The sequence below is a fragment of the Streptomyces rapamycinicus NRRL 5491 genome, from assembly GCF_024298965.1.
Taxonomy (GTDB): Bacteria; Actinomycetota; Actinomycetes; order Streptomycetales; family Streptomycetaceae; genus Streptomyces; species Streptomyces rapamycinicus.
Window position 1 is genome coordinate 10,257,544 of record NZ_CP085193.1, and the last position, 25,673, is coordinate 10,283,216.

The 25,673-nt window shown below is 72.8% G+C and carries 25 protein-coding genes and 1 pseudogene; 10 read left to right on the forward strand and 16 right to left on the reverse strand.

The window, feature by feature from the left end:
• Positions 1 to 25: 25 nt before the first annotated feature.
• The 6 genes from LIV37_RS42475 to LIV37_RS42500 form a co-directional block, all read right to left on the reverse strand.
• On the reverse strand, positions 26 to 1,543 hold the full coding sequence (locus LIV37_RS42475) for a sensor histidine kinase (RefSeq protein ID WP_020873244.1): 1,518 nt from the start codon (positions 1,541 to 1,543) through the stop codon (positions 26 to 28).
• Entirely contained in the window at positions 1,540 to 2,244 is a 705-nt protein-coding gene (locus tag LIV37_RS42480) for a response regulator transcription factor (RefSeq protein WP_020873245.1), read from the reverse strand. The genes LIV37_RS42475 and LIV37_RS42480 overlap by 4 nt, the downstream gene beginning before the upstream one ends.
• Before the next feature lie 46 nt (positions 2,245 to 2,290).
• The gene (locus LIV37_RS42485; protein WP_020873246.1) at positions 2,291 to 3,166 is read right to left on the reverse strand and encodes an ABC transporter permease; all 876 of its coding nucleotides are present in this window, start codon (positions 3,164 to 3,166) and stop codon (positions 2,291 to 2,293) included.
• On the reverse strand, positions 3,163 to 4,077 hold the full coding sequence (locus LIV37_RS42490) for an ABC transporter ATP-binding protein (RefSeq protein WP_020873247.1): 915 nt from the start codon (positions 4,075 to 4,077) through the stop codon (positions 3,163 to 3,165). The genes LIV37_RS42485 and LIV37_RS42490 overlap by 4 nt, the downstream gene beginning before the upstream one ends.
• Positions 4,077 to 5,588, reverse strand: coding sequence for an MFS transporter (locus LIV37_RS42495; RefSeq protein WP_020873248.1), 1,512 nt, complete (start codon positions 5,586 to 5,588; stop codon positions 4,077 to 4,079). Before LIV37_RS42495 ends, LIV37_RS42490 begins: the two co-directional genes overlap by 1 nt.
• A 209-nt stretch (positions 5,589 to 5,797) precedes the next feature.
• Entirely contained in the window at positions 5,798 to 7,321 is a 1,524-nt protein-coding gene (locus LIV37_RS42500) for an alpha/beta hydrolase (protein WP_020873249.1), read from the reverse strand.
• Between the two features lie 169 nt (positions 7,322 to 7,490).
• On the opposite strand from LIV37_RS42500, the gene LIV37_RS42505 reads away from it, so the two are divergent.
• The 5 genes and pseudogenes from LIV37_RS42505 to LIV37_RS42530 all read left to right on the forward strand — a co-directional run bounded on the left by LIV37_RS42505 (position 7,491) and on the right by LIV37_RS42530 (position 12,879).
• On the forward strand, positions 7,491 to 8,747 hold the full coding sequence (locus LIV37_RS42505; RefSeq protein WP_020873250.1) for an ATP-grasp domain-containing protein: 1,257 nt from the start codon (positions 7,491 to 7,493) through the stop codon (positions 8,745 to 8,747).
• The gene (locus tag LIV37_RS42510; protein WP_020873251.1) at positions 8,744 to 9,568 is read left to right on the forward strand and encodes a Rossmann-like domain-containing protein; all 825 of its coding nucleotides are present in this window, start codon (positions 8,744 to 8,746) and stop codon (positions 9,566 to 9,568) included. The genes LIV37_RS42505 and LIV37_RS42510 overlap by 4 nt, the downstream gene beginning before the upstream one ends.
• A pseudogene (locus LIV37_RS52770) lies at positions 9,565 to 10,716 on the forward strand (pyridoxal-phosphate dependent enzyme); the annotation flags it as partial. The gene LIV37_RS42510 and the pseudogene LIV37_RS52770, both read left to right, overlap by 4 nt.
• Entirely contained in the window at positions 10,662 to 12,467 is a 1,806-nt protein-coding gene (locus LIV37_RS42525; protein ID WP_373920806.1) for an ABC transporter ATP-binding protein, read from the forward strand. The pseudogene LIV37_RS52770 and the gene LIV37_RS42525, both read left to right, overlap by 55 nt.
• 13 nt (positions 12,468 to 12,480) lie before the next feature.
• A complete protein-coding gene (locus tag LIV37_RS42530) occupies positions 12,481 to 12,879 on the forward strand; it encodes a RidA family protein (RefSeq protein WP_020873253.1) in 399 nt (132 codons plus the stop codon).
• Positions 12,880 to 12,904: 25 nt separating this feature from the next.
• Here LIV37_RS42530 and LIV37_RS42535 read toward each other — a convergent pair whose 3' ends face one another.
• A complete protein-coding gene (locus LIV37_RS42535) occupies positions 12,905 to 13,789 on the reverse strand; it encodes an NAD(P)H-binding protein (RefSeq protein ID WP_020873254.1) in 885 nt (294 codons plus the stop codon).
• Positions 13,790 to 13,893: 104 nt separating this feature from the next.
• On the opposite strand from LIV37_RS42535, the gene LIV37_RS42540 reads away from it, so the two are divergent.
• Entirely contained in the window at positions 13,894 to 14,610 is a 717-nt protein-coding gene (locus LIV37_RS42540; RefSeq protein ID WP_020873255.1) for a helix-turn-helix transcriptional regulator, read from the forward strand.
• Here LIV37_RS42540 and LIV37_RS42545 read toward each other — a convergent pair.
• Positions 14,595 to 15,566, reverse strand: a complete 972-nt coding sequence (locus LIV37_RS42545) for a GlxA family transcriptional regulator (protein WP_020873256.1) — start codon at positions 15,564 to 15,566, stop codon at positions 14,595 to 14,597. The two genes, LIV37_RS42540 and LIV37_RS42545, sit on opposite strands and share 16 nt — an antisense overlap.
• 149 nt (positions 15,567 to 15,715) lie before the next feature.
• Between LIV37_RS42545 and LIV37_RS42550 the strand changes: the two genes are divergently transcribed.
• Positions 15,716 to 16,549 (forward strand): alpha/beta fold hydrolase, encoded by an 834-nt coding sequence (locus tag LIV37_RS42550; RefSeq protein WP_020873257.1) that lies wholly within the window; start codon positions 15,716 to 15,718, stop codon positions 16,547 to 16,549.
• 41 nt (positions 16,550 to 16,590) lie between these two features.
• Positions 16,591 to 17,604: a threonine ammonia-lyase gene (locus LIV37_RS42555; RefSeq protein WP_020873258.1), complete on the forward strand. Its 1,014-nt coding sequence runs from the start codon at positions 16,591 to 16,593 to the stop codon at positions 17,602 to 17,604.
• Positions 17,605 to 17,624: 20 nt separating this feature from the next.
• Here LIV37_RS42555 and LIV37_RS42560 read toward each other — a convergent pair whose 3' ends face one another.
• Positions 17,625 to 17,840: an amidase family protein gene (locus tag LIV37_RS42560; RefSeq protein WP_420834372.1), complete on the reverse strand. Its 216-nt coding sequence runs from the start codon at positions 17,838 to 17,840 to the stop codon at positions 17,625 to 17,627.
• On the opposite strand from LIV37_RS42560, the gene LIV37_RS42565 reads away from it, so the two are divergent.
• Entirely contained in the window at positions 17,820 to 18,407 is a 588-nt protein-coding gene (locus LIV37_RS42565; RefSeq protein ID WP_020873259.1) for an Lrp/AsnC family transcriptional regulator, read from the forward strand. The genes LIV37_RS42560 and LIV37_RS42565 overlap by 21 nt on opposite strands.
• 66 nt (positions 18,408 to 18,473) lie before the next feature.
• Here LIV37_RS42565 and LIV37_RS42570 read toward each other — a convergent pair whose 3' ends face one another.
• The 4 genes from LIV37_RS42570 to LIV37_RS42585 form a co-directional block, all read right to left on the reverse strand.
• The gene (locus tag LIV37_RS42570) at positions 18,474 to 18,704 is read right to left on the reverse strand and encodes a DUF5133 domain-containing protein (protein ID WP_020873260.1); all 231 of its coding nucleotides are present in this window, start codon (positions 18,702 to 18,704) and stop codon (positions 18,474 to 18,476) included.
• A gap of 45 nt (positions 18,705 to 18,749) precedes the next feature.
• Complete coding sequence (locus LIV37_RS42575) at positions 18,750 to 19,571, reverse strand: SigB/SigF/SigG family RNA polymerase sigma factor (protein ID WP_020873261.1); 822 nt, start codon at positions 19,569 to 19,571, stop codon at positions 18,750 to 18,752.
• A 270-nt stretch (positions 19,572 to 19,841) separates the two neighbouring features.
• Complete coding sequence (locus LIV37_RS42580) at positions 19,842 to 20,438, reverse strand: TetR/AcrR family transcriptional regulator (RefSeq protein ID WP_020873262.1); 597 nt, start codon at positions 20,436 to 20,438, stop codon at positions 19,842 to 19,844.
• A 77-nt stretch (positions 20,439 to 20,515) separates the two neighbouring features.
• Positions 20,516 to 21,367 (reverse strand): oxidoreductase, encoded by an 852-nt coding sequence (locus tag LIV37_RS42585; RefSeq protein WP_020873263.1) that lies wholly within the window; start codon positions 21,365 to 21,367, stop codon positions 20,516 to 20,518.
• A 278-nt stretch (positions 21,368 to 21,645) separates the two neighbouring features.
• Here LIV37_RS42585 and LIV37_RS42590 point away from each other — a divergent pair, with 278 nt between their 5' ends.
• The gene (locus tag LIV37_RS42590) at positions 21,646 to 22,179 is read left to right on the forward strand and encodes a hypothetical protein (protein ID WP_121823846.1); all 534 of its coding nucleotides are present in this window, start codon (positions 21,646 to 21,648) and stop codon (positions 22,177 to 22,179) included.
• A gap of 32 nt (positions 22,180 to 22,211) precedes the next feature.
• On the opposite strand, the gene LIV37_RS42595 is transcribed toward LIV37_RS42590, so the two are convergent.
• From LIV37_RS42595 to LIV37_RS42605, 3 genes are all read right to left on the reverse strand, one after another.
• On the reverse strand, positions 22,212 to 22,760 hold the full coding sequence (locus LIV37_RS42595) for a flavin reductase family protein (protein ID WP_020873265.1): 549 nt from the start codon (positions 22,758 to 22,760) through the stop codon (positions 22,212 to 22,214).
• A 79-nt stretch (positions 22,761 to 22,839) separates the two neighbouring features.
• The gene (locus LIV37_RS42600) at positions 22,840 to 24,261 is read right to left on the reverse strand and encodes an LLM class flavin-dependent oxidoreductase (RefSeq protein WP_020873266.1); all 1,422 of its coding nucleotides are present in this window, start codon (positions 24,259 to 24,261) and stop codon (positions 22,840 to 22,842) included.
• A 377-nt stretch (positions 24,262 to 24,638) separates the two neighbouring features.
• A complete protein-coding gene (locus tag LIV37_RS42605) occupies positions 24,639 to 25,433 on the reverse strand; it encodes an IclR family transcriptional regulator (RefSeq protein ID WP_020873267.1) in 795 nt (264 codons plus the stop codon).
• Positions 25,434 to 25,673 lie beyond the last annotated feature (240 nt).

Sequence of the window (25,673 nt, forward strand, 5' to 3'; positions counted from 1 at the left end):
GCTTTTGGGTGCTCGGAGGAGGTGCTCAGTGGTCCAGGGGGAGCAGGACGCGGAATGTGGCGCCCGCGCCCGGGGCCGTACGCACCTCCACCCGGCCGCGGTGGGCCGTCACCAGGGAGCGGACGATCGCGAGGCCGAGCCCCGCGCCGCCGCTCCCGGTGCGGCCGCGGGCGTCATCCGCGCGGTAGAAGCGGTCGAAGGCGCGGGCGGCCTGCTCCTCGGACATCCCCGGGCCCTCGTCGTGCAGCTCCAGCACCGCCAGACCGTCCTCGGTGCCGACGCCGATCCGGACCGGAGTGCCGGGCGGGGTGTGCGCCACCGCGTTGCCGACGAGGTTGGAGGTCACCTGGCGCAGTCTCGCCTCGTCGCCGAGCACCGGCGCGCCGCCCGGCGGCCCGCCACCGGGGCCGGTGAGGGTGACGGGGCGCCGTGGATCGAGCGCGCGCAGGTCGTGCAGGGCGTCGGCGGCCAGGGTGCGCAGATCCATCGGGGTGGGATGGAACGGGAGGTCCGCGGCGGCGGCGTACTCGTCGAGGCGGGCCAGCAGCAGCAGATCCTCGACCAGCCGGACCAGCCGTGCCGCTTCCCGCTCGATACGGCCCATCGCGGCGTCGACATCGGCGCGCTCGGGCATGCCGCCCATCCGGTACAGCTCGGTGAACCCCTTGATGCCGAAGAGCGGGGTGCGCAACTCGTGGCTGGCGTCCGCGATGAAGCGGCGCATCCGCTCGGCGGCGGCCGCCCGCGCGGCGTCGCTCTCCTCGACCCGGTCCAGCATGCCGTTGAGCGCCATGGCCAGACGGCCGAGTTCGGTACGGGCGGCGGCCAGCTCCGGGACGCGGCTGGACAGGTCGCCGTCCGCGATGGCCGCCGCGGTGGTCTCGACCCGGCGCAGCGGGCGCAGCCCGGCGCGTACGGCGAACCACCCGGCCCCGCCCAGCAGCGCCAGCACCAGGGAGTCGATGAGCAGCATCCGGGTGCCGAGCTGTCTGATCGTCGCGTTGACCTGGGTGAGGGAGGCCGCGATGACGACGCCGTGGGTGCCCTCGGCCCGCTTGTGCCGTTCTCCCGGCGCGTTGAGCGGTACGGCGATCACCCGCCATGCCTCACCGCCGTCGGCGGCCGGGGCCTCGAAGGGCCGACGGCCGCGCTCGCCGACCGCCGCCGCGCCGAGCGGGGGCAGGGCGGGAGCGCTGTGTGCCGAAGGCCGGATGACCTGCCGGACCCGGCCGTTCGGGCCGAGGGAGGCCAGATAGACATCGCCGGTCAGCTGCTGCTCCACGGTGTCGCGCACCCGCGATGTCCGATCGCCCGCCATGTCGGACGGGTCGGTGAGGCGCGCGGTGTCCGTGGCGGCGGTACGGAGCCGGTTGTCCAGCTGATGCACCAGGTCGCGCTGGAGCAGGACGACGGCCAGGGCGTTGCTGCCGAGCAGGGCGACCACGAGCAGCATCAGGGCGATCGCCAGCAGCCGGCCGCGCAGCGAGAGCCGGCCGCGCAGCGAGAGCCGGCGGCGCTGCCCGCGCGCTGGGCTCTCGCTCACCGCGGCGGCCTGCGCAGCACATACCCGGTGCCGCGCACCGTATGGATCAGCTTCGGTTCGCCCAGGTCCACCTTGCGCCGCAGATAGCTGATGTAGGAGGCGACGATGCTGTCGTCGCCCCCGAAGTCGTACTGCCAGACCAGCTCCAGGAGCTGGGACTTCGACAGCACCTGCCCGGCGTTCTCCATCAGCACGCGCAGCAGGCCGAACTCGGTCGGGGACAGCCGCACCGGCTGCCCGCCCAGGATCACCTGATGGCTGTCGGGGTCCAGCTCCAGTTCGCCGACGACCAGCCGGCCGTCCGACTGGCGGCCGCTGACGCGGCGCAGAATGGCCCGGATGCGCAGGACCAGCTCCTCCAGGTTGAACGGCTTGGTGACGTAGTCGTCACCGCCCGCCCTGAGCCCGCTGATCCGGTCCTCGGGCGCATCGCGGGCGGTGAGGAACAGCACCGGGGGATGGCCCGCCGCGGCGAGCGGATGCTGCCCGCGCAGCCGGTGGACGACCTCGAAGCCATCGATGTCGGGCAGCATCACATCCAGCACGATCAGGTCGGGACGCCGCTCCCGCACCGCGGCCAGCGCCTCTTCACCGGTCGCGACCGCGACCACGGCGAAGCCCGCCAGCCGCAGACTCGCGGAGAGCAACTCGCGCAGCGTCGGCTCGTCCTCCACCACCAGCAGCCGTTCCGGTGCCGTCATCCGTCCCGTCCCCACCCGATCGTCCGCCCTTCCGCTTCCCGGCCCGTTACGCGTCGCGCCGGCGGAAGACGATGAACGCCGCGGTCAGCAGGGCCGCGACACACCCTGCCATGACGGCGAGCCCGGACCAGGGGGCCAGGAGCGCCGGGTCGCGGTAGCCGGTGATGATCTGCCCGCCCGCGATCGGCGGCCAGTACTTCGACACCCCGTCGCCGACCGCCCCGGGCAACGCGGGCGCGAACGCCTGCACGATCAGCATCGCGCCGAACAGGGTCGTCGCCGTCGCCGTCGTACTGCGGATCACCGTGCCGATCGCAAGGCCGAACAGCGCGGCGAGCGTCAGATAGAGCCCGCCGCCCAGAACGCCGCGCAGCGCCTGGGGATCGGACAGGCCGAGGTGCGGGGCGTCCGCACCCGCCAGCGCGGCCTGCCCCACGAGAAAGCCGCTGAGGGACACCAGCAGCCCGGCCGGCAGCGCCACCGCGATCAGGGCCGCGGCTTTGGCGGCCAGCACTCGGGCCCGGTGCGGTACGGCGGTCAGCGTGCTGACGATCGTGCGGGCGCCGTACTCGGAGGTGATGATCAGGCCGCCCAGCAGGCCGAGGGCGATCTGCGCCAGCAGATAGCCGCGCAGACTGGTGGCGAGCGGGTCGAAGGTGGCCCGGTCGGCAGCCGTCATGGTCGCGTAGTCGCCTCCGGCGGATGTGCCGTTGAGCGAGGCCAGACCCATGCAGAACGCCAGGGTGCCGAGGATGACGTAGCCGGTGGACCGCATGGTGCGGATCTTGATCCACTCGGCGCGCAGGGCGTGGCGGAACGTGGCCCGGCCCGCCGGTGCCGGGGGCGTCCGGTGCGTTCGCGGCCGGTCGGGTGCCGGCTCGTGGCCCATCGCCGTCCGGGTGTCCGCGGTGCTCCCGCTCATGAGCCCGTCTCCTTCTCCGTGTGGTATTCGCGGGCATCCCGGGTCAGGTCCATGAAGGCCCGCTCCAGCGACGGCTGCCGGGGCGTCAGCTCGTGCAGCTCCACTCCGCCGGCCGCGGCCAGTGCGCCGATCCCGGCCGCGTCCAGCCCGGTCACCACCAGGCCGTCCGCGCCGTCCGCGCGCACCTCGGCCGCCGGTGCCAGCATCCGGCGCAGCGATTCCGGCCGCGGGCCGCGCACCAGGACCTCACGGGTGGAGTGCGCGTCGATGAACGCCGCCATGGCGGTGTCCGCGATCAGCCGTCCGCGGCCGATGACGATGAGGTGGTCGGCGGTGAGTTCCATCTCGCTCATCAGATGGCTGGACATCAGCACCGCGCGCCCCTCGGCGGCCATCCGCCGCATCAGCCCGCGGATCCAGACGATCCCCTCCGGGTCGAGCCCGTTGAGCGGCTCGTCGAAAACGAGTACCGGGGGATCGCCCAGCAGCGCCGCCGCGATGCCGAGCCGCTGCCGCATGCCGAGCGAGAACGTCCCGGCCCTGCGGCGGGCCACGCTCTCGAGACCCACCTCAGCCAGGACCTCCGCCACTCGGCCACCGGGGATGCCGTTGCAGGCCGCGAGAGCCAGCAGATGGTGGCGGGCCGTCCGGCCGGGCAGCACCGCGCCCGCGTCCAGCAGCGCGCCGACGGCTCTCAGCGGTGCCGGTTGCGCGGAGTACGGGCGCCCGCCCACGGTGGCGGTCCCCGAACTGGCGGCGTCCAGGCCCAGGATCATCCGGAGCGTGGTCGACTTGCCCGCGCCGTTGGGACCGAGGAAGCCGGTCACTTCCCCCGGGCGGACGGCGAACGACAGGTCGTCGACGGCCACCACCCTGCCGTAGCGCTTGGTCAGTCCGCGTACTTCGATCATCATGACTCCAGAGCCGAGGTGCGTGCCCGGTGCCGTCGCGTGCGCAGGAGGAGGACGGCGACCACGGCGGCGGCGAGGAAGGCGCTGGTGGCCATGGCGATGTAACTGTGCACGCCCAGCGCCGAGTTCACCGTCTCCCCGTCCACGACCGTGTTGGTGGACTTGAGTACGGCCGAACCCACGAACTTCAGGATCACCGCCCCGGTCGCCACCATCACCATGACCATGCTGGACACCACGCCCTGCCGTTCCGGGGGTGCGAGCGTCGCCGCCATGTTGAAGCCGGATGTCACGAGCGTTCCCGCGGTGAGGCTCAGCAGGAAGGAGCAGACGACCGCGAGCGGGAGCACGGAGTCCCCGAGGAACATCCCGACGGTTCCCACCGTTCCGATCGCCACTCCACCCGCCAGCGCCACGGCCGGTCCGACGCGGGTGCTGAGCACCCCCGCCAGGGTGCCGCCGAACACGATGCCGATCGCCGGTACGCCGTACAGCAGGCCCAGCGCTCCCGGGGCGGCGAGTCCGTACCCGAGGTCCTGATCCGCCGAGACCTTGGCGATCAGGCCGAAGAGCGTGAGCATGCTCTGGTACGCGCCGGTTCCGAAGACGACCACGAGCAGCGTGAGCACCAGTGGCCTGCCGAGGTTTCTGATGTCGATCACGGGCTCGGGAATCCGGCTCGCCACCAGGAACCACCGGGCCAGTGCCGCGGCGCCACCGACGAGCAGGGCCAGCGGGCCCACGGTGAACCAGCCGAACTCCGACCCGAGGCTCACATAGCTGAGCACCGCCGCCAGCCCGCCACCGAGGAGGACGGCCCCGGCGATGTCGACCTTGCCCGGCGTCCTGACCGTGGACTGGGGAACGAGGCGGTGCACCAGGACCGCCGCGATGGCCGCGAAGATCGCCGACGCCACGAACACACTCCGCCAGCCGAACTCCGCGGCCGTGAACTCGAAGAGGGCGGGCATGACGATGCTGAGGAGCGCGGAGCCGGAGGTCACGACGCCCGTGACGACCATCGCCATGTCCGGTGCGCACATGTCACGGATGAGGGCGACCGTGAGGAACACGGCTCCCACGGCCGCTCCCTGGAGCAGGCGGCCGAAGATGAACACCCAGAGATTGGGGGCGACGAGACACACCAGGGCGCCCGCCAGGGCGGTGATCAACGTCGCCACCAGCACCCTGCGCTTGCCGTGGATATCGGCGCTCTTCCCGAGCAGCGGCGCCCACATCGCTCCCGCCAGCAGCGAACTGGCGTCGATCCACGCCGACTGATCGGTACCGAAGTGGTCGAGCATCTCGGGAAGGACGAGGAGCGGTGCGGTGACGACGGTGTCCACCATGGTGTTCACCAGAATCAGGATGGCCACCTGGCCGATGAGCCGCCTGTTCCACCTCGTGTGCTGTTCGCCGCCGAGCGGTCCCGCGCCGGTATCGGTGCCGGTGCCCGCGCTCGTGCTGGTGGCGGCGCTCGTGGGGGCGCTGCCAATGCTGCCGTTGGGCATGAAGCGCTCTTCCTTCCGTCCCTCTGGACCTGGTTGCGGTCGCCCGACGTCGTCGTGGCGCGTCGCATCACAGTGATCCGCCGTTCTGGGACAGCTCTGCACGAGTCTGGGCGTGTGATGTGAACCGGAAGCCGGGCCAGGAGGAAACCGGCAGGTCGCGGCAGCCGACCGGCCGGTGATTCACAGAAACTCACAGAATCGGTCGACGGTCAGCCCTGGCCCGGTTCGGGCAGGCCCGGACCGGCGCAGTGCACATCGGCCGCCGGAACGGTCCCGTCGACCAGGTACGCGGCGGCGGCACCGTCCACGCAGGGGTTGCCCCGGCTGGCGAACACCCCGTGGGAGTAGTCCTGGTGGAGCGTCACCAGCCGCGAACCGGGCAGCCGGTGCCGGAGCCGGCGCGCGCCCTCGATGGGGGTGACGGGGTCGTGGTCGGAGGCGATCAGCAGGACGGGCGGGGCGCCGGGGCTGCCGAGCCGGGTGCGGTGGGCGGGCCGGTGGTGCCAGTAGGCGCAGGCGGACGCCTCGATACCGGTGAGGACCGGCCGCGGATCCAGCCGCCGTGTCCGGCGGATGTCGGCGGCCACCCGGCGGGGCGTGGGGGCGTGGCCGTCGGCGCACTTCACGATCCGGTTGGCGGCCTCGTAGTTGCGTGACTCCGGGCCGTCGAAGGGCTCGTCGGGGCGGAGGGCGCGGGTGTCGCCGTCGCGCAGGGAGGCGCGGAGGCCGTCGGCGAGGCCCGTCCAGCGTTCGGTGCGGCCGAGCGCGCGGTAGACGGCGCGGTCGAACCCGGCCGCGCCGAACCCGTCCACGGGATGGGCGGCTAGCCCCGCCCGCACCCGCAGATACGCCTCGCGCACCGCCTCGGGGCCGCCGCCGAGCCCGAACCGTCCCGCGTGCCGCGCCACCCAGCGGAAGAACACCTGGCGCTGGCGCAGCAGGGCCCGGGTCTGCCGCAGGTCGAAGTCGTACCACTCCCACGGGCCGACGACGCTGTCGAGCACCATGCGGGACACCCGGCGGGGGAAGTGGGCGGCGTAGGCGGCGCCGAGGTAACTGCCGTAGGAGACACCGAGGAAGCCGGTGCGCCGCTCGCCGAGGGCCGCCCGAATGGCGTCCATGTCGTGGGCGGTCTGCTCCGTCGACAGATACGGCAGGGCGTCGGCCGCCCCCGCCGCGCAGTCGTCCGCCATGTGCCGCAGGGAGTCGAGGTGTGCGCGCTCCGCCCCGGGGCCGACCGGTACGGGATCGGCGCCCGGGGTGTCGAAGAGGCCGCCCATGCGGCCGCAGTCGGCGGGTGCGCTGTGGCCGACACCGCGCGGGTCGAAGCCGATGATGTCGTACGAACGCCGGACGCCCTCGGGGAGTTTGGCGCGCTTGGTGACGCCGTACGGCAGCCCCGATCCGCCGGGCCCGCCCGGGTTCACCAGGAGGATGCCGCGCCGCTCGGCGGGGGCCCCGGAGGCCCGTACCCGGGAGACGGCGATCCGGATGCGCTTGCCGTCCGGGTGGCTCCAGTCCAGCGGGACGGCGAGCGTGGCGCACTCGACGTGTTCCGGCGCGGGCGGGTCCGGTACGGAGTCCGGGCAGGCGCCGAAGCGAAGGGCCGGGGCCGGGGTCGGGCTCGGGTTCGGGGGAGCGGCGTGGGCGGGGGCGGGCGCGCCGGTGAGGAGGGTGGCGGCGCACGCCGTCAGGGCGCATGCCACCGAGGCGCGCCGTTGGGGGGAGGTCATGTGTCTCGCTCTCCTCGGACCATCAGATGACAATGAAAACGATTATCGATTAGTGCGCGGTGGGCGGTCAAGGCGGGGACACCCGGCGGCGCCCTGTGCCCCGGCCTGCCCTGACCGCCAGCCCGACGACGAGGGTTTACCCCCAACCTGCCTACGATGAAGGAGAGTTGTGGCCCACCTGCTGATGGTCGAAAGCTGGGTCGGATCGATGAGCAGGCTGCTGCCACGGGCGATCCGCGAGGGTGGGCACGAGTTCACCTTCCTCACCCGCGACCTGCATCACTATCTGCGTTCGGCGCCCGAGGGCACCGCGCATCCGCTGCTCGCGGCCCGTCATGTGCTGACCGCCGACACCAACGACGCCGACTCCCTGCTGCCGGTGGTGGAAGGGCTCCACGGCACACTGCGCTTCGACGGCGTCATCACCTCCTGCGACTACTACCTGCCGACGGCCGCGCGTGTCGCCGGCCGGCTGGGGCTGCCCGGACCCTCCGCCGAAGCCGTGGAGAACGCCTGCCGCAAGGACGCCACCCGGCGCGCGCTCGAAGCCGCCGGGGTGGCCGGGCCGCGCTACGCGGTCTGCGCCGACTGGGCGCACACCGCCGGGGCGGCCCGCGACATCGGCTATCCGCTGGTGGTCAAGCCCGTGGACCTGTGCGCGGGGATGTACGTACGGCGGGTCGAGGACGAACGCGAACTGCTGGACGCCTACCGGGCGCTCGCCGACTTCCCCGTCAACGCCCGTGGCCAGCTCCGTTCCCCCACCGTGCTGCTCGAAGAGCTCCTCGACGGGCCGGAGGTCAGCGTCGAGACGGTGTCCTTCGGCGGTGCGGCCGAGGTGGTCGGGGTGACGGACAAGAGCGTCGGCGGGGCGCCCGCGTTCATCGAGACCGGGCACATGTTCCCGGCCGCGCTCGCCCCGGAGGACACCGAGGCGGCGTGCCGGACCGCGCTGCTCGCGCTGAAGGGGCTCGGCCTGGACGGTGTCGTGGCCCATACCGAGATCAAGCTGACCACCGCCGGGCCACGGGTGGTGGAGGTCAACCCCCGCCCCGCGGGCAACCGCATCACCGAACTGGTCCGCCATGTCACCGGGATCGACCTCGCGGCCGCCTGCGTGGACGTGGCGCTCGGGCAGCGGCCCGATCTGCGGCGGCGGGACACCGGGCTGCGCAGCGCCGCCATCGGCTTCCTGATACCGGACACCGCCGGAACACTGGTGTCGATCGAGGGCGGCGACGCGATGTGGGAGCAGCCGGACGTCCTCGAGGTGCGGTTCGCCGAGCCCGGCGAGCAGGTCACGGCGGCCGGCAGCAACAACGAATACCTCGGCCATGTCATGGCGGCCGACGCGGCCGGGGCCGGGGCCCGCGCCCGCGTCGAGACCCTGCTGGCCGGGGTGCGCCCGCGGGTGGTGGCCGCATGACGACGCGCACCGGACGAGCCACCTCCTTCGAGGAGTTGCGCGGCCGGGTGCTGGCCGGGGCCCTCGGGCCCGATCCGCGCACCCTGCGGATCGCCGCGGCCTTCACCACCCGCCAGGCCGTACGCCACGCCGGGCGCGGCGGCGGCTACCGCAACGAGGTGCTCAGCCTGCGGCTGGCCGAGGCCGTCGGCTCGTGCGCCGTCGAGCCCGGCGCGCTGCCCGACGGCGCGATCGACGACTGCGTCGGCGCGGACGTGGCGGGGTTGCTGCGCCATGACCTGACGCCGGTCCGGGTCGCCGCCCTCGACGCGTATCTGACGCATGCGATGCCACACACCTCCCACCACGGGGCACGGCCGGTGGCCCTCGCGGCGGGCGACTCCCTCCAGAAGTCCCGTGCGCGCGCCGCGTCCGTCGCCGGGCTGCTGGACCTGGCGCCGGGCCGGACCGTCCTCGTCGTGGGAGTGGTCAACTCCCTTCTGGAAGCGCTGCGTTCGCGCGGACTGCGCTATGTGCCGTGCGACCTCAAGGGCGGCGCCACGGAGTGGGACGAGCCGATCGCCACCGACGCGCTCGCGCGGCTGGCGGACTGCGACGCCGTGCTCGCCTCCGGTATGACGCTCGGCAACGGCACCTTCGAGCCGCTGCGCGAGCACGCCCTGCGCCACGGCAGGCAACTGGTGATGTTCGCCCAGACCGGGAGCGCGATCCTGCCGCGGCTGATCGGCGCCGGGGTCACCGCGGTGTGCGCCGAGCCCTACCCGTTCTTCTGGCTCGACGGCGGCCCCGGGACCATCCACTGTTACGGGGGCGCCCCATGACCCCGGCCCTCCACCGCGCCCCCGCGGGCGGCGACCTCCTCGCCCTGCTCGGCCGTACCCCGCTCGCCCGGATCACCACCGACCTGCCCTGCCCCCACCCCGGCTTCTGGGCCAAACTCGAAGGGCTCGGCGCCGGCGGGATGAAGGCCCGCGCCGCCGTGTCCATGGTGCTCGGCGCCCGGGAACGCGGCGAACTGCGCCCCGGCGCCCCGGTGGTGGAATCCACCTCCGGCACCCTCGGCATCGGCCTCGCCTTCGCGGGCCAGGCGCTGGGCCACCCCATCGTGCTGGTCTGCGACACCGAGCTGGAACCGTCGATGCGGCGGTTGCTGCGCACCTACGGCGTCCGCCTGGAGCTCGTGGACCGCCCGGCGGCCGAGGGCGGTTGGCAGGCGGCCCGCCTGGCGCGGCTGCGCGAGATGCTGGCACTGCTGCCGGACGCCTACTGGCCCGATCAGTACAACAACCCCGACAACACCACCGGTTACGCCTCACTCGCCGCCGAACTGACCACCCAGCTCGACCATCTCGACATCCTGGTGTGCAGCGTCGGCACCGGTGGCCACAGCGCCGGCCTCATCCGGCCGCTGCGCGAGCACTGGCCAGGGCTGCGGCTCATCGGGGTCGACGCCACCGGGTCCACCATCTTCGGCCAGCCCGCGCGGCCCCGGCACGCGTATCTGGTGGCGCTGCCGATCGGGCTCACCGCCGCGCTCACCCACCGGGGCTGGCTGGAGGAACTGCTCATCCGCCCCCTGGACATCCTGCTCGCCGTGCCGTCGCTGCTGCTGATCCTGCTGGTCGCCACCGTCTTCACCCCGGGCACGGCGGGTCTGGCGCTGCTGGTGGCGCTCGCCAACATCCCGGACGCCGCCCGGCTGGTGCGCGCCGCGGCCGCCGAGGCCGCCTCGCGCCCGGCGGTCGAGGCGATGCGGCTGCAGGGCGAGACCTGGTGGCGGATGGGGGTCGGCTACGTCGGACGGTCCATGCTGCGCACCCTGGCCGCCGACGCCGGAATCCGGCTCACCGGTGTGCTCTACCTGGTGGCCACCGCGGCCTTTCTGGGCGTCGGCGTGGCGCCGGACGCCGCGGACTGGGCGGTGATGGTGGACCGCAACCGCACCGGGCTGTTCGTCCAGCCCTGGGCGGTCGTCGTGCCCGCGCTGCTGATCGTCGCGCTGACCACGGGCAGCAATCTGCTGTTCGACGCGGCGCTGGAGGACGGCGGGCGCACGGAGAAGAAGAACGGGCGCACCGAGAGGAAGAACGGGCGCACCGAGAGGAAGAACGGGCGCACCGAGAGGAAGAACGGGCGTACCGAGAGGGAGAAGGGGAAGCGGACGTGAACGCGGTCGCCGAGATCAAGGACCTGCGCGTGGAGATCGACGGCCGGGCCGTGGTCGACGACGTGAGCCTCAGCGTGGAGCCCGGACAGATCACCGCGCTGGTGGGCCCGTCCGGCAGCGGCAAGACGACCACCGGGCTGGCGCTGCTCGGCGAGTACCCGCCGGGGGCCCGGGTGACGGGTCACGTACGCGTGGCCGAGGGGCTGGTCGGCTATGTCCCGCAGCATCCGGCCGCGGTCCTCAACCCGGCGCGCCGGATCGGCGCGCTCCTCCACGACATAGCCCGCCGACAGGTGCGCCATCCGCGGCGCTCCGAGCGCCGCGCCGAGGCCCGCGAACGGGTTCTCGCCGCCCTGGCACAGGCCCAACTGCCTGATCCGGCAGCCCTGTTGCGCCGCTATCCGCATCAGCTGTCCGGCGGTCAGCAGCAGCGCGTCGTCCTCGCGCAGGCGCTGCTGCTGGGCGCGCGGGTCGTGGTCGCGGACGAACCGACCACGGGGCAGGACGCGCTCACCAAACGCCGTGTCGTGGAGCGGCTGTCCGCGGTCGCCGAACGCGGTATCGCCGTCGTACTCCTCAGCCATGACCTGGACGTGGTGCGGGCGCTCGCCGACGAGGTCGTGGTGGTGCGCGCGGGCCGGGTGGTGGAGTCGGCCCCCACCGGGCGGCTGTGGACGGCGCCGGCACACCCCTGGACCCGTACGCTCCTCGCCGCACAGCCAACCACACCGGCCGGTACCCCGCCGGGCGATGTACCACGCGACGAGCGGCAGGCCGGGGAGGCGACACCCGGACCGGGGGCGCGCGGGCTGCGGGTGCGCGGGCTGGCCGCACGCCACGGCGCCACCACCGTGCTGCGCACCGCCGAACTCACCGTCCGTTCCGGCACCTGCCTGGCCGTCGTCGGCCGGTCGGCCAGTGGCAAGACCACGCTCGCCCGGTGCCTGGCCGGACTCCACCGCGACCACGACGGAGAGGTGCTGCTCGACGGCGCCCCGCTGCCCCGCAGCCTGCGCTCCCGCACCCGGGGGCAACTCGCCGCCGTGCAGTACGTCTTCCAGGACGCGCGGGCCGCCTTCGACGAACACCGGCCGGTCCTGGACCAGGTGGCGCGCACGGCGTCACGGCTGCGAGGAGCCGCCCCGGCGACGGCGCGGACCGAGGCGGAGGCGACCCTGAACGGTCTCGGACTCGCGCCCGACCTCGTACGGCGCCTCCCGGGGCGGCTGTCGGGCGGCGAGCTGCAGCGTGCCGCCCTCGCCCGCGCCCTGCTCGCCCGGCCCCGGGTGCTCGTGTGCGACGAGGTCACCTCCGGCCTGGACCCGATCACCCGCCGGGACATCCTCGACCGCCTCGTCGCCCTGCCCCGCGACCACACCGACCTGGCCCTGATCCTCATCACCCACGACCTGGACGCGGCGGCCCTGGCCACCCGCATCGCCGTCCTGGAGGCGGGCGAACTGATCGAGCAGGGCCCGGCCCACCAGGTGCTGACCGCGCCGAGCCACCCGTTCACGGCCGAGCTGACGCGCGCCTGGCCGGCCCTCGCATGATTACGCTGCATCCATGAGTGAGCTGATCAGGATCCCCGCCCCGGACGGGGTCGCGCCCGCCGCCCAGTACTCCCATGTCGTCCAGGGCACCGGGCACTTCGTGGCAGTCTCCGGCCAGATCGCCCTGGACGAGGCGGGCGACATCGTCGGCGAGGGCGACCCGGCGGCCCAGGCCCGTCAGGTCTTCGAGAATCTGCGGCGCTGCCTCGCCGCCGCCGGTGCCACCTTCGACGATGTGATCAAACTGACGTACTTCGTCACGGACATGGCCCATATGCCGGCCATCCGCGAAGCCCGCGCCGCCCGCATACCCGACGACCGGCTGCCCGCCGCCTCGGCGGTGCAGGTCGTCTCGCTGGCGCGGCCGGAGTTCCTGATGGAGATCGAGGCATTCGCGGTGGTGGCCGGGTAACCCCCGAGGACGACACGCGGATCGCTTACGGGGCGTCGTCGGCGATCCGGTGTCGCAGCTGGTCGTGGGCCCAGGCGGCGAGGGTGGTCGGGGTGGTGGTCCGGAGGGTGCGGGGCTGTTCGGGCACGAAGTCCTCGCGCAGTCCGGTCGACATGCCGAGCACGGCCTCGACCAGGCTCTCGGCCATCCCCGCCCGGCGGAGTCGCGCCCGCATGGCGTCGTCGGTGATCCGCTCGACGCCGATCCGCCGGCCGGTGGCGGCGGTGAGGATGTCGCCGACCTGTCGCCAGGTGAGGTCGGCGGGCCCGTGAACGGCCTGTACGCACCGGCCGGACCAGGCGGGCGCCAGCAGACGGGTGGCGGCGACCTCGGCGATGTCGCGGGGCGCCACCCACGCCATGGGCTGGTCGAGCGGCAGGATCACCTGGAGGGCGCCGGCGCGCAGGGCCTCGACCTCGAATTCGAGATTGGTGAAGAAGTAGCCGCAGCGCAGATGGGTGACGTCGACGCCCGTGCCGTTCAGAGCGATCTCGGTCTGGGCCAGGCCGTCGATCTCACCGGCGCCGTGGCGCTTCTCCGCGCCCACGCTGCTTTGGAACACCACGCGGCCGATCCGGTTCTCGGTGACGGCGCGCACCACGCTTTCGGCGGCGCGGGCGTATTCGGCGAGGGGATCCCCGTGGCCGCTGGTCGGGTTCACCCAGAACAGGGCGTCCACATCGCGGGTGGCGGCCACCACCGCGTCGGCGTCGTACTGGTCGGCCGGCACCGCGTCCACCTCGTCCCGGACCCCGGGCGCCAGCCGCCCGGGGTCGCGCAGCAGGACACGTGGCCGGACCCCGGCGCGGACGAGTGTGGCCACGACGTGGCGGCCGACGTTTCCGGTCGGGGTGGTGACGGCGATCCGCATGGCTTCTTCCTCTCGTCGATGGCCTCGATGGCCTCGATGGCTCGACCGCACCCTAGGAACCAAGGCGGCCTGAAGCTGTCCTCCTCTCCTGGAAGGCTGAGGGCATGGAGCTCGATCCCACGATCAGGACCTTGACCATGCTGACGCTGCTGCAGTCAGGGGGCGAGTGGACGGCCACCGAGCTGGCCGAACGGCTCGGCACGAGCGTCCGCACCGTGCGGCGCGACGCCCAGCGGCTGCGCCGTCTCGGCTACACCGTCGAGGCCCGCCCGGGACCGGGCAGTGCCTATCGGCTGAGCCCCGGGACCAGGATTCCGCCGCTGCTGTTCACCGCCGACGAGATCACCGCGCTGGTGGCCGGGCTGCATCTGATCCGCGCGTTCCTCCCCGAGGAGGCGGTCGCGTCGAGCGCGCTGCTCAAGCTGGACCAAGTGCTGCCCCGCCCGCTGCGGCGCCGCGCGGCCGCCACCGACCTGGCCACCGAGGTGCTGCAGCAGCCCGGCGCCGTGGTCTCGGCGGCGACCGTCGGTGTGATCGCCGACGCGGTGGCCGAGGACGGCAGACTCCGCTTCCGCTACACCGACCAGCACGGCCGTCCCTCCACCCGGCTGGTCGAGCCGTACCGCCACTTCCTGCGCGCCGGACACTGGTACCTCGTGGCGTTCGACGTCGACCGGGACGACTGGCGCACCTTCCGCCTCGACCGGATCACCGGCATCTCACGGGTGGCGGGCACCTACCGGCCGCACACGTTCCCCGATCGGTCCATCGAGCACTGGCTGACCACCGACTTCGGCCGCGCCACTCACGGCGTGGCGTGAGGCTTCGGGACATCCGGGCCCCGCTGGAAGGTCCGCCGGTAGGCGGAGGGCGTGGTGCCGAGGGCGTCGCGGAAGCGGGCCCGGAGGTTGGTGCTGGTGCCGAGGCCGCTCTGGGCGGCGATCCGCTCGATGCCGAGGTCGGTGACTTCGAGGAGTTCACGGGCGTGGCTGACGCGCGCGGTGAGCAGCCACTGGTGCGGGGTGATGCCGGTTTCCTGGCGCCACATGCGGACCAGGGTGCGGGTGGAGACGCGGGCGTGGCGGGCGAGGGCCTCCAGCGTGAGGGGTTCGTCGAGGTGGTTCAGCGCCCAGTCGCGGGTGTCGGCCAGGGTGCGCGCGGTGGGTTCGGGCAGGGCCTGGGCGATGTACTGGGCCTGGCCGCCGTCGCGGTGCGGCGCGGCCACCAGTTCCCGGGCGATGTCATTGGCGACGGCGGCGCCGAGGTCCTTGCGGACGATGTGGAGACACAGGTCGATGCCCGCGGTCACACCCGCGGAGGTCAGCAGCGGATCGTCGTCGAGGTAGAGGACACCGCGGTCCACCCGGACCCGGGGGTAGAGCTCTTCGAGCTCGTCGGCGCTGGCCCAGTGCGTGGTCACCGTACGGCCGTCCAGCAGCCCCGCCGCGGCGAGTGCGAAGGCGCCGGTGCAGATGGAGGTGATTCGGGCGCCCCGGCTGAAGGCGGCCTTCAGGGCCGCCGCCACCTCGGGCGCCGGTGGCCGCTGATACTCCCAGTAGCCGGGCACGATGATCGTGTCCGCCTGGGCCAGGGCGGGCAGCCCGGCGGTGTCCCCGACCGTGAACCCGGTGCTGGTCATGACGCTGCCCCGGGCTCCGCCGCACACCGTGAGTTCGTACGGCGTGTTGGGCCGGGCGTTGAAGATCTGCGTCGGGATGCCGAGGTCGATGGGGAGGACCCGGGGCAGCGCCAGGACCGCGACACGATGAGGGGCCATGGCTCCAATGTTACGGCCATAACTTTCCCGCCAGGCCGGACAGCCGGGCGGAGATCCGCGGACGGTCACCGGCGACCGTGTCCCGAAAGTTGCGAAGGGTGGCATCGGAGCATGTGGTTGATCGAGAAGCGCTGGCCGACGATCGAGCCATGAACAGCGTGACCACCACCAAAACCCCCATCGGCCGGTACTTCGGCGTGACGGGCGGCCGGGTCTACGGCAACGTCCGCGAGGGCGACGGCCCGGCCCTGGTCTTCCTCCACTACTGGGGCGGCTCCCACCGCACCTGGCGGCCGGTCATCGAGCGCCTCGGCCCAGCGCAGGCCTTCGTCTCGTACGACCACCGCGGCTGGGGCGAGTCCACCGAGGTACCCGGCCCCTACGGCATCGAGCAGCTCGCCGACGACACCGAGCGCGTCATCGAGGAACTGGGCTACGGCGCATACGTCGTGGTGGGCCACTCGATGGGCGGAAAGGTGGCCCAGGTGCTGGCCGCCCGCCGCCCCGCCGGGCTGAAGGGCGTGGTGCTCGTCGCACCCGCTCCGCCGGCACCGGTCGGTGTGACGCGGGAGTTCCAGGAGGCGCTGGCGCATGCCTACGACAGCGACGAGACCATCGACGGCAGCATCGATCTCGTCCTGACCAGCGGCGAACTGTCCGCCGAGGCGCGCCGCCAGGTGCACGAGGACAGCTCCCGGGCGGGCGAGGCGGCCCGTATGGCGTGGCCGCGCGAGGCGCTGGTCGAGGACTTCGCGGACCGGGTCGGCGCGATCGACGTTCCGGTACTGGTGCTGGCCGGCAGCGACGACAAGGTGGACCCGCCGCATGTCCTGCGCGACCACCTGCTTCCGCTGATCCCCACGGCCACCCTCACCGAGCTCGGCGGCACCGGCCACCTGTCGCCACTGGAGGTGCCCGACCAGATCGCCTCCCACATCGGCGCGTTCGTCGCCCGGCTCCGGGGCTTGGTGGCGGGTCGGTAACCGGGCGCGGGCGGGATCGCCCATGGGCTACATTCGCGCCTGTGCCCGAATCACATGTCCACGCCGCCGCCGACGGCGCCGTCCCCGGCTTCGGCATCGACGCCATCCACGAGGCCGCGCGGCGCCTGACCGGTCAGGTGGTCAGGACGCCGCTGCTCAACTCCCCGATGCTGGACGACCTCGTCGGCGCCCGGGTCCTGGTCAAGGCCGAATGTCTGCAGCTGACCGGCTCGTTCAAGGTGCGCGGGGCGCTCAACGCCCTGCTCACCCTGGACGAGGACGCCCGCCGCGCCGGGATCGTGGCCTACTCGGCCGGTAACCACGGGCAGGGCGTGGCCGCCGCGGCGCGGCTCGCCGGGTGCCCCGCGGTCATCGTCATGCCGAGCACCGCACCCCGTATCAAGGTCGACAACTGCCGCTGGTGGGGCGCCGAGACGGTCCTGTACGACCCGCGGACCGAGGACCGGGAAGAGGTCGCCCGGAAGATCATCGAGGAGCGCGGGATGACGCTGATCCCGCCCTTCGACGACCCTCGCGTCATGGCCGGGCAGGGCACCGTCGGCCTGGAGCTCGCCGACCAGGCGCGCGAGCTGGGCCTGACCCCGGACACGGTCCTGGTGAACTGCAGCGGCGGTGGGCTGGCCGCCGGTGTGATCACCGCGCTCGGCCACGCGCTCCCCGGCCTCGCGAACCACATCGTCGAACCGGCGGGCTTCGACAAGATGGCCCGGTCCCTCGCCACCGGCCGCGTATGCGCCAACCCCCGCCCGCCGGGCGGCCTCATGGACGCCGTCTCCGGCCCGGTGGCCGGTGCCCGCCCCCTGGCCGTCCTCCGCCACTACGACGTCACCGGCCTGACCGCCACCGACGAGGAGGCCCTGGCCGCCATGGCCACGGCCCACCGCCTCCTCAAGATCGTGCTGGAGCCGGGCGCCGCCGCGTCCCTGGCGGCCCTGCTGTCCGGGAAGGTGGACGTCCGGGACAAGGTAGTGGCGCTCGTGGCATCGGGCGGCAACGTCGATCCGGCGGTCTTCCGCAGGGCCCTGGCGGACTGAAACCGTTCCACCGAGGAGCACTACGTCGACGTCGCCCCGGCGGAGAAGACCGGTGGGCGATGTGACGCCCAGCAGAACGCGGTCGGCATCCGGATCGAGCCGCCGCCGTCTCCGCCCTGCGCCACGGGCACCATGCCCGCGGCGACCGAGGCCGACGCGCCACCTGATGAACCACCCGGGGTGACATCCGTACGCCACGGGTTCCGCGTCACCCCGTGGACCCGGCTCTCGCTCACCGAGAGCGGGCCGAACTCCGGTGCGCGCGGATCGACGCGGCCCTGCCCCCGCCGGCGCAGCCGGAGAACGACGCCGCCGAGGGCTGGGACGCCCTGGACGCGCGGCTCCTCGAACTGCTCAGCGCCGACGGTCGAATGTCGATGCGCAAGCTCGCGGCGGCCACCGACGTGGGCCTCACCACGGTGCGCCGCAGACTGCGGTCGCTGTTCCCGTCCCCGCTGAGCCTGCGCTGCGACCTCGCCCGCTCGCCGTTCGGATGGCCGCAGTCCGCGGTCTACTTCGCGTCCGTACCGGCCCAGCACCTGGAGGAGACGAGCCGTGTGCTGTCCGGCTTCCGCGAGGTCCGCGCGTGCGCGATCATGGCGGGCCCGCACGATCTGGTGGTCGACGTCTGGCTGCGCGGCCTGAGCGATGTGCACGCCTTCGAGGCGCACCTCTCCCGGCGGCTGCCCCGCCTGACCATCGACGACCGTTCGCTGGTCCTGCGCACGGTCAAACACATGGGCCGGCCGCTGGACGAGGACGGCCGCTCGGTGGGCGTCGTCCCGCTGCTGCAGCCCTGTTGACGGGCGTGGAGCGGGCCCCGGACACCGATGGCCGTCGGTGTCCGGGGCGCGCGGGGATGCCCTGTCTCAGGCGCTGGGGACGAGGGAGTCGTCCTCGGGGTGGGCGCCGGGGAGCTGGTGCCGGGCGGCGATCAGGGCGGCGTCGATGTCCCGGGTGCCGGTGACGACGCACAGCGTGTACGAGACGTCGGCGAGCCGCTGCCGCGCCTCGGGGCTGCCGTCCTCGGCGTGCAGCGTGCGGAGGGTCTCGTACTGCTGGATGAGGTCGGTCAGCACGGCGGGGTGGGCCATGAGCATGGCAGGCTCCTTCTTCTCCTGGGACGGGGGCGGGGCGGGGCGTCGTTACGCGTGGACCGGGATCCGGTCGGGCCGCGCCTCGGTCTCGACCTGGTTGCGGATCCTGGCGCAGCTGCGGGAGATGAGGCGGGAGACGTGCATCTGGGAGATGCCCAGCTCCTCGGCGATGCCGGCCTGGGTCATATCGCGAAAGAACCGCAGATACAGGATGTGCTGCTCCCGCTCCGGGAGCCGGTTCAGGCACGGCTTGACCGATTCCCGGGCGATGACGGTGTCGTAGCGGGTCTCGGACCGGCCGAGGGTGTCGGCCAGGGAATAGCCGTCGTCCGCCCCGGCGAGTTCGGCGTCCAGGGACAGGGACCGGAAGCTGTCGATGGCTTCCATCCCGGTGAGGACGTCCTCTTCGCTCATGTCGGCTGCCTGGGCGACCTGGGCCACGGTGGGGGAGCGGTCGTTGCCTTCGGCCGCGGTGAGGTCCTGGATGGTGGCGCGGACCCTGTTGCGCAGCTCCTGCACCCGCCGGGGGACATGGAGGTCCCAGGCGCAGTCGCGGAAGTACCGCTTGAGTTCCCCGACGATCGTGGGGATGGCGTAGGGCTGGAAGGCGCCCCCGCGTTGCGGGTCGTAACGGTCGACGGCCTTGACCAGGCCCAGGGCGGCGACCTGCTCCAGATCCTCCAGGTTCTCCCCGCGGTTGCGGTAGCGGCGGGCGAGTCGGTGGGCCATCGGCAGCCATGCCTCGACCAGCTTCTCGGCCAGGGCCTCCCGCTCGGGCCCCTTGGGCATGGCGGCCAGCCGTTCGAAGTCGGCCGCGGTGTCAGGAGTGTCGTCGTGGTGGCGGCGGGCGCCGGTACCCATGGCGCTCATCAAGGTCCTCTTCTCTCCCTGCTCGGTTCGCTGTTCAGCGGAGCGGGAGGCCGGCACGGCACGTCTGGGGCTCACAGCGCGCGACGCGCGCCTCCCGCCAGGTGTGCCTGCCTTCCGAAGCACCTTGGTCACTCACTCTTCTAGCCAAGGCCACGGACCTCAAACCAATGAATTCATGAATTCTGGTTCGTGTTCGGTTCTCGCGGAGCCGCCGCCGGTCACGGCGGCGGGGTGCGGAGTGACGTGGGCCACGCGGGGTTTGTGGTCGCGTCAGTCCCTCATGACGCGACGCCAGATCGCGACGGTGGTCGCGGTCGCGGCGGAGAAGTCCTTCTCGGGGGAGCAGGCGGCGCGGTAGAAGGTCCGCTCCGTCAGCCAGCACAGTGCGTGGGCCAGCGCCGCGGCTCCGTCGGGGGCGCTCTCGTCGGGGATCCCCGCCCGCGTCAGCACCGGGGTCATGATGCGGGCGAAGGCTTCGACCGTGTCGTTCCAGGCGGCTCCGATCACCGGATGCAGCGCGGAGTGGTCCACGGCCGCCCGCATGACGGTGCCGTGCTCGCGCCAGACCCGCTCCACGCCCTTGACGGCCCGTTCCATCACCTCGACGGGTGGGGACGCCGCGTCCCGCGCCGTGCTGTCGGCCTCGGCCCGGATGGTGCGCAGGGTGCGCTCGACGAGGGCGGCGAGGACCTCGTGCTTGTTGCCGAAGTAGAAGTAGAGGGAGCCGCGGGAGATCCCGGCGCCTTTGGCGATCGCCTCGACCGTGAGCTCCTCGAGGCCGGTGTGCTCGAGCAGCGTCTCGGCGGCGTCCAGGAGGGCCTGCTCGCGCAGGTCTCCCTTTCTCGGGGCGGCACTGCGCCTTCCCACGGTGATCTCCCCTGATCGGCTCTTCCGAGCACTGTACTTCCGCCGGACAAGGACTCAGGACGTGCCCGGCGGCCGGCTCACGCGCTGGTGATCCGCGCTCCGTCGGGGAAGTCCGTCGTCCGCGACAGCTCCTCCCAGCCGCGGATATCGTCGTCCACCGCCCGCCGGGCCGCCCCGACCAGGCGCAGCGCGTCCGAGCCCAGCACCAGATGGCCGGGGGGCTCGGGGACGTCGAGGATGTGCAGGAGTGCCTCGGCGGCCTTCCGCGGGTCGCCGAGCTGATTGCCGCTGGCCGCCATCCGCGCCTCGCGGATCGGTGTGAACAGCGCGTCGTAGTCGGCGATGGTCCGCTCCGCGCGGGTCATCGACCGGCCCGCCCAGTCCGTACGGAACGAGCCGGGCTCGATGGCCGTGACATGGATGCCGAACGCGGCGACCTCCTTACGGATGCTCTCGAGCATGCCCTCCAGTGCGAACTTGCTGCCGCAGTAGGCCGACATCCCGGGCACCGCCATCAGACCGCCCATGGAGGTCACCGCCATCAGGTGGCCCGCGCGGCGCTCGCGCATATGGGGGAGGACGGCCTGAAGTGTCGCCGCGGCCCCGAACACATTGGTCTCGAACTGTGCCCGGACCGCCGACAGCGGTGTCTCCTCGAAGATCCCCTCCAGGCCGTACCCGGCGTTGGCGATGGCCACATCGAGCGGGCCGACGGCCGCCTCCACCTCGTCGACCACGGCACGTACGGCCACGTCATCGGTGACGTCCAGCCGGCGGGCGTGGGCCCGTCCCGGCGCCAGGGCCTCGAACGCCGCCCGGTCGGTCTCCCGGCGCACGGTGCCGACCACCGTGTGCCCCGCATCGAGCGCCCCCTCGGCGAACGCCCGGCCGAGCCCACTGCTCACACCGGTGATCAGAAAGGTCTTCATCTCCGCTCACATCCCTTGGTCGCGGCGGCCGCGCCGCGCATGGCTCCGGCCTCTCTCCTAAAATCTACACTACGTCGATTTTTTTCGTCGTGACGTAGGCCGGGGTTGGCGGACCCCGACGAGAGCGGTCGCGCCGTGGTGGTCCCGAGGTCTGACCGCCACCCGCGCGCATGCGCCCCAAGACGGACGCCGTCGTATGCCCCGGGCGGATGTGGCCGGGTGCGCGTGGGTGACAGCCTCCGGGTGTCGGAGCAACCCCGCACACAGGAGCCGCCGCCATGTCCACCAGCGCAGCGCCACTCGCTCCCTCCTCCCCCGCGACCTCCGCGCCCGTCCCACCATGGGCGAGACGCGCGGCGGCCGCGGCCTTATGGGCATCGGCGCCGTCCGCGCTCTGGCGGTTCGCCGTGGTGCTCGGCGTCCCGCTGGGGCTCGCCGAGTCCGAGTACGACGCGATGCTCATCCCCGGCTGGGGGTATCTGGTCGTGCCGTTGCTGTCCGCGGTGCAGGAGGCCCTGGCCTTCCTGACGCTGGGGCTGGTGCGGCCATGGGGGGAGGTGTGGCCGCACTGGATCCCGGTCCTGCGGGGCCGCCGCGTCCCCGTACCCGCCGCGGTCGTACCGGCCGCGCTGGGCGCGCTCGGCTGCACGGTCTACGGTGTGCTCTTCACCTGGACGACGCTGCACTCCGACATGGAGATCACGCGGTGGGGGGAGTGGCTGATGAACGCCTGCTACGTGCCGCTGGTGGCGTGGGGGCCGCTGCTGGCCGCCGTCACCGCGCACTACTACCGGCGCCGCGCACACGGCTGACCGGCAGCCGGACGGTCACCGCTCCCGGCGTCTCAGGCGGCGACCGTGTCCCGGTAGCTGCCGAGCCTGCCCTTGTGGAAGACCAGGGGTTCCCCGGGGCCGGTGGACATGCGCCGTACGCGGGCGATGACGATGAGGTGGTCGCCGCCGTCGAGCTCCTGCTCCGGTTCGCAGTCGATCCAGGCGACGGCGCCGTTGACGCGCGGGGCGCCGTCGGGGGAGGGGTGCCAGGGCACATCGGCGAACTTGTCGCCGCTCTTGCGGGACAGCGACCGGCACACCGCGTCCTGGCCCTCGGCGAGGACGCTGGCGCTGAACCGGCCACCGCGGCGGACCCCGGGCCAGCTGCTGGAGGTGCGGGCGATGCTGAAGGCGACCAGCGGAGGTTCCAGGGAGAGCGATGCGAAGGTGCCGACGATCAGTCCGACGGGCCGCGCTGAGGCGGGGTCCACGCCGGTCACCGCCACCACACCGGTGGGCAGGTGCGACATGACGTGCCGGAAGTCCATCTGGTCCGCGTGGTCCATGGGGTCCATCTGGCCGCTCCGCGGGCCGGAGGCGGTGGTCGGGGCGGTGGTCATGGTGATGCTCCCTTCGATGTGGTGGAACGGTTGAGATCGTGCGCCGGTGCGCCGGCGGTCGGGCCAACGCACCGACGGGTCAGGCCAGTGCGCCCACGGCGCCCGGCAGTTGGTCGCCCGCGCGCCGCGCGGCGCGGATCCTGGAGGCCGGGTGGTCGGGCAGGGTGCGGCGCCGGCCCGCGCCGTAGAAGCTCTCGCGGAGGGTGGTGGCCCGCTCGTCGTAGGCGTCGCGGGCCAGGCCCTGCCGCCGCAGCTCCGGGAGCGCCAGCTCGATGAAGTCCTCCCAGCCGCCGGGCTTGGTCGCGTAGCTGAGGTTGAATCCGTCGAGGTCCGCCGTGTCCCGCCAGCTGCGCAGCTCGGCGGCGACGGTGCGCGGGGAGCCGACGATGACCGCGCCGGTGCCGCCGATGCCGATGAACTCGGCGATCTGCCGGGAGGTCCAGGTCCGGGTGGGGTCCGCCTTGGAGAACATCTCCACGATCGAGCGCGAGCCGTCCACGTCCGCGTACTGGAGCGGCATGTCCGGGTCCAGTGTGCTCAGGTCGATCCCGGTCCAGCCCGCGTACCGGGCCAGCGCGCCCTCGTAGCTCACATTGGCCAGGTGGCGCTCGTACTTCTGCCACGCCTGTGCGTCGGTGGGCGCGACGATCACGGTGATCAGGGCGAGGATCCGCACGCTCCTGGGGTCGCGGCCCGCCTGGGCGACCGCGGTCCGGATCCGGTCGACGCCGTGCCGGGTGAGCTCGGGCGTCATCGTGTTCACGAAGACCGCTTCGGCGTTCCGCGCGGCGAAGAGCAGGCCACGCGAGGAGGCGCCGGCCTGGAAGAGCGTGGGGGTCCGCTGCGGGGACGGCTGGCACAGGTGGACGCCGGGGACCTCGAAGTAGGTGCCCTTGTGGTCGATGGGGTGGATGCGCCGCGGATCGAGATATTCACCGGCCTCCGCGTCGCGGATGACCGCGTCGTCCTGCCAGGAGCTCTCCCACAGCTTGTAGCAGACCTCCAGGTACTCGTCCGCCATGTCGTAGCGCTTGTCGTGCGGGATCTGCGTACCGAGCCCGAGGTTGCGCGCGGCCGATTCGCTGTAGGAGGTGACGATGTTCCAGCCGACCCGGCCGGCCGTCAGATGGTCCAGCGTGCTGAACTTGCGGGCCAGCGCGTAGGGCTGCTCGTACGTCAGGGACGCGGTGACGCCGAAGCCCAGGTGGCGGGTGACCGAAGCCATCGCCGGGACGATCAGGGCCGGGTCGTTGATCGGGAACTGGGCGGCGTCGCGCATCGCGGCGTCGGGGGACCCGCCGTGGACATCGTGATATCCGACGGTGTCGGCGAAGAAGATGCCGTCGAAGCAGGCGTCCTCCAGCATCCGGGCCGTGTCGGTCCAGTAGTCCACGTCGGTGTAGCGCCGGCCCTCGTCCTCCGGGTCACGCCAGGAACCCGCGGTCAGATGGGCGGGAGCGGCGACGTCGAAGGCGAAGAACTTCAGCGGCTGACTGCTCATGCTGCGCTCCAGGGCGAGAGGCGGGGCCTTCCTGCGGTGAGAGTTCCGCAGAGCACCTGAGATGGGGAGAGTAGGACCGCTCCGACGTTCAGTATGCGAACGCGGCGTCCATATTCAGCATGCTGGAGTCTCGCGAGGGCCGGTGTCAACAGGTGGGCCCGACGCGCCATGTGCCCACGGCGGGGCGGAGTCGATAAATCGCCTACGGGAGCCCAGGAGGGCAAGCTGGGCTCGCCGCAGGCCCCGGGGCGGGACGCCCGGATGTGCCCCGAAGGGGCGCGGGGCCGTATCGATATGCGGCTCCGCCGCGGGGCGCGACCGGCCACGATGGCGCCGCAGTCGGCCGACGACGCATCGCGGCACTTCCAGCGGAGCGCTCAGGCGGACGGCGAGTCCTGCCAGAACGCCTCGGTCAGGCGGTCGACGATGGACCGCATCTCCTCGAGTGCCTCGGGGATCCGGTCCCGGCCGAACCGGTACCGGGGCCCGTCGAGGGCCAGGATCGCCACCAGGGTCCCGGACGAGTCGCGGATCGGGCGCGCCAGGGACAGCAGCTCTTCCTCGAGTTCGTTGTCGATGACGCCGAAGCCCTGCTCGCGTACCTGCTCCAGATCCTTGAGCAGGAGCGCGCGATCGGTGATGGTGCGCGAGGCGTAGGGCTCCAGCCGCTCCGGCAGGAGCGCGAGCACCTGCTCCACGGGCAGGTCCGCGAGCAGGACCTTGCCGGTGGAGCTGGCGTGCAGGGGGTAGTGCTCGCCGACCATGTTCCGCGGCACGATGCTGACCACGTGGGAGCCCGCGGCCTCGGCGATCAGCTCGACCCCGCCCCTGAGGTCCGGCACCGACAGGGTCACCGACTCGTTGAACCTGTCCGCCAGCTCCTGCAGCAGCGGCTGGGCGCGGGCGGCGAGGCCCGCGTGGGGGTCCGCGTAGCGGCCGAGCCGGGCCAGCTCCCAGCCCAGGATGTAGTTGTTGTCGACGCGGTCGACGAGCCCGCTCTGCTCCAGGCTGTACAGCAGGCGGAAGGCGGTGGGCCGGGAGATCCCCGCCGCCTTGGCGAGGGTGGTGACGGTGGCTCCGGACCGGGGCTGGGCCGCCAGCTCGCGGAGCAGCCGGACGCCTTTGGTCACGGACTTGTTGGTCATGTCCGCCGGTCCGGACGCGTCGCTCATGGGGCCCTTTCGTCGTGCCGATCGCCGTGCGGAGCCGCTCCGCGCGCGACCATTCCCTCCACCGTACCGTCGGCCTGTTCGGGGAGTGAACGCCGTCACCGCGACGAGCCGGGGGCGGCGGCCGCGCGAGGTCTTGACAGCGGGGCGGCGCATGCGGCCCACTATCCATACGCGTTGATATGAACGTCGCGTTCACTAAGTGGACGCGCCTCGGAGTCGGGGCTCTGCGAAGGAGGACTC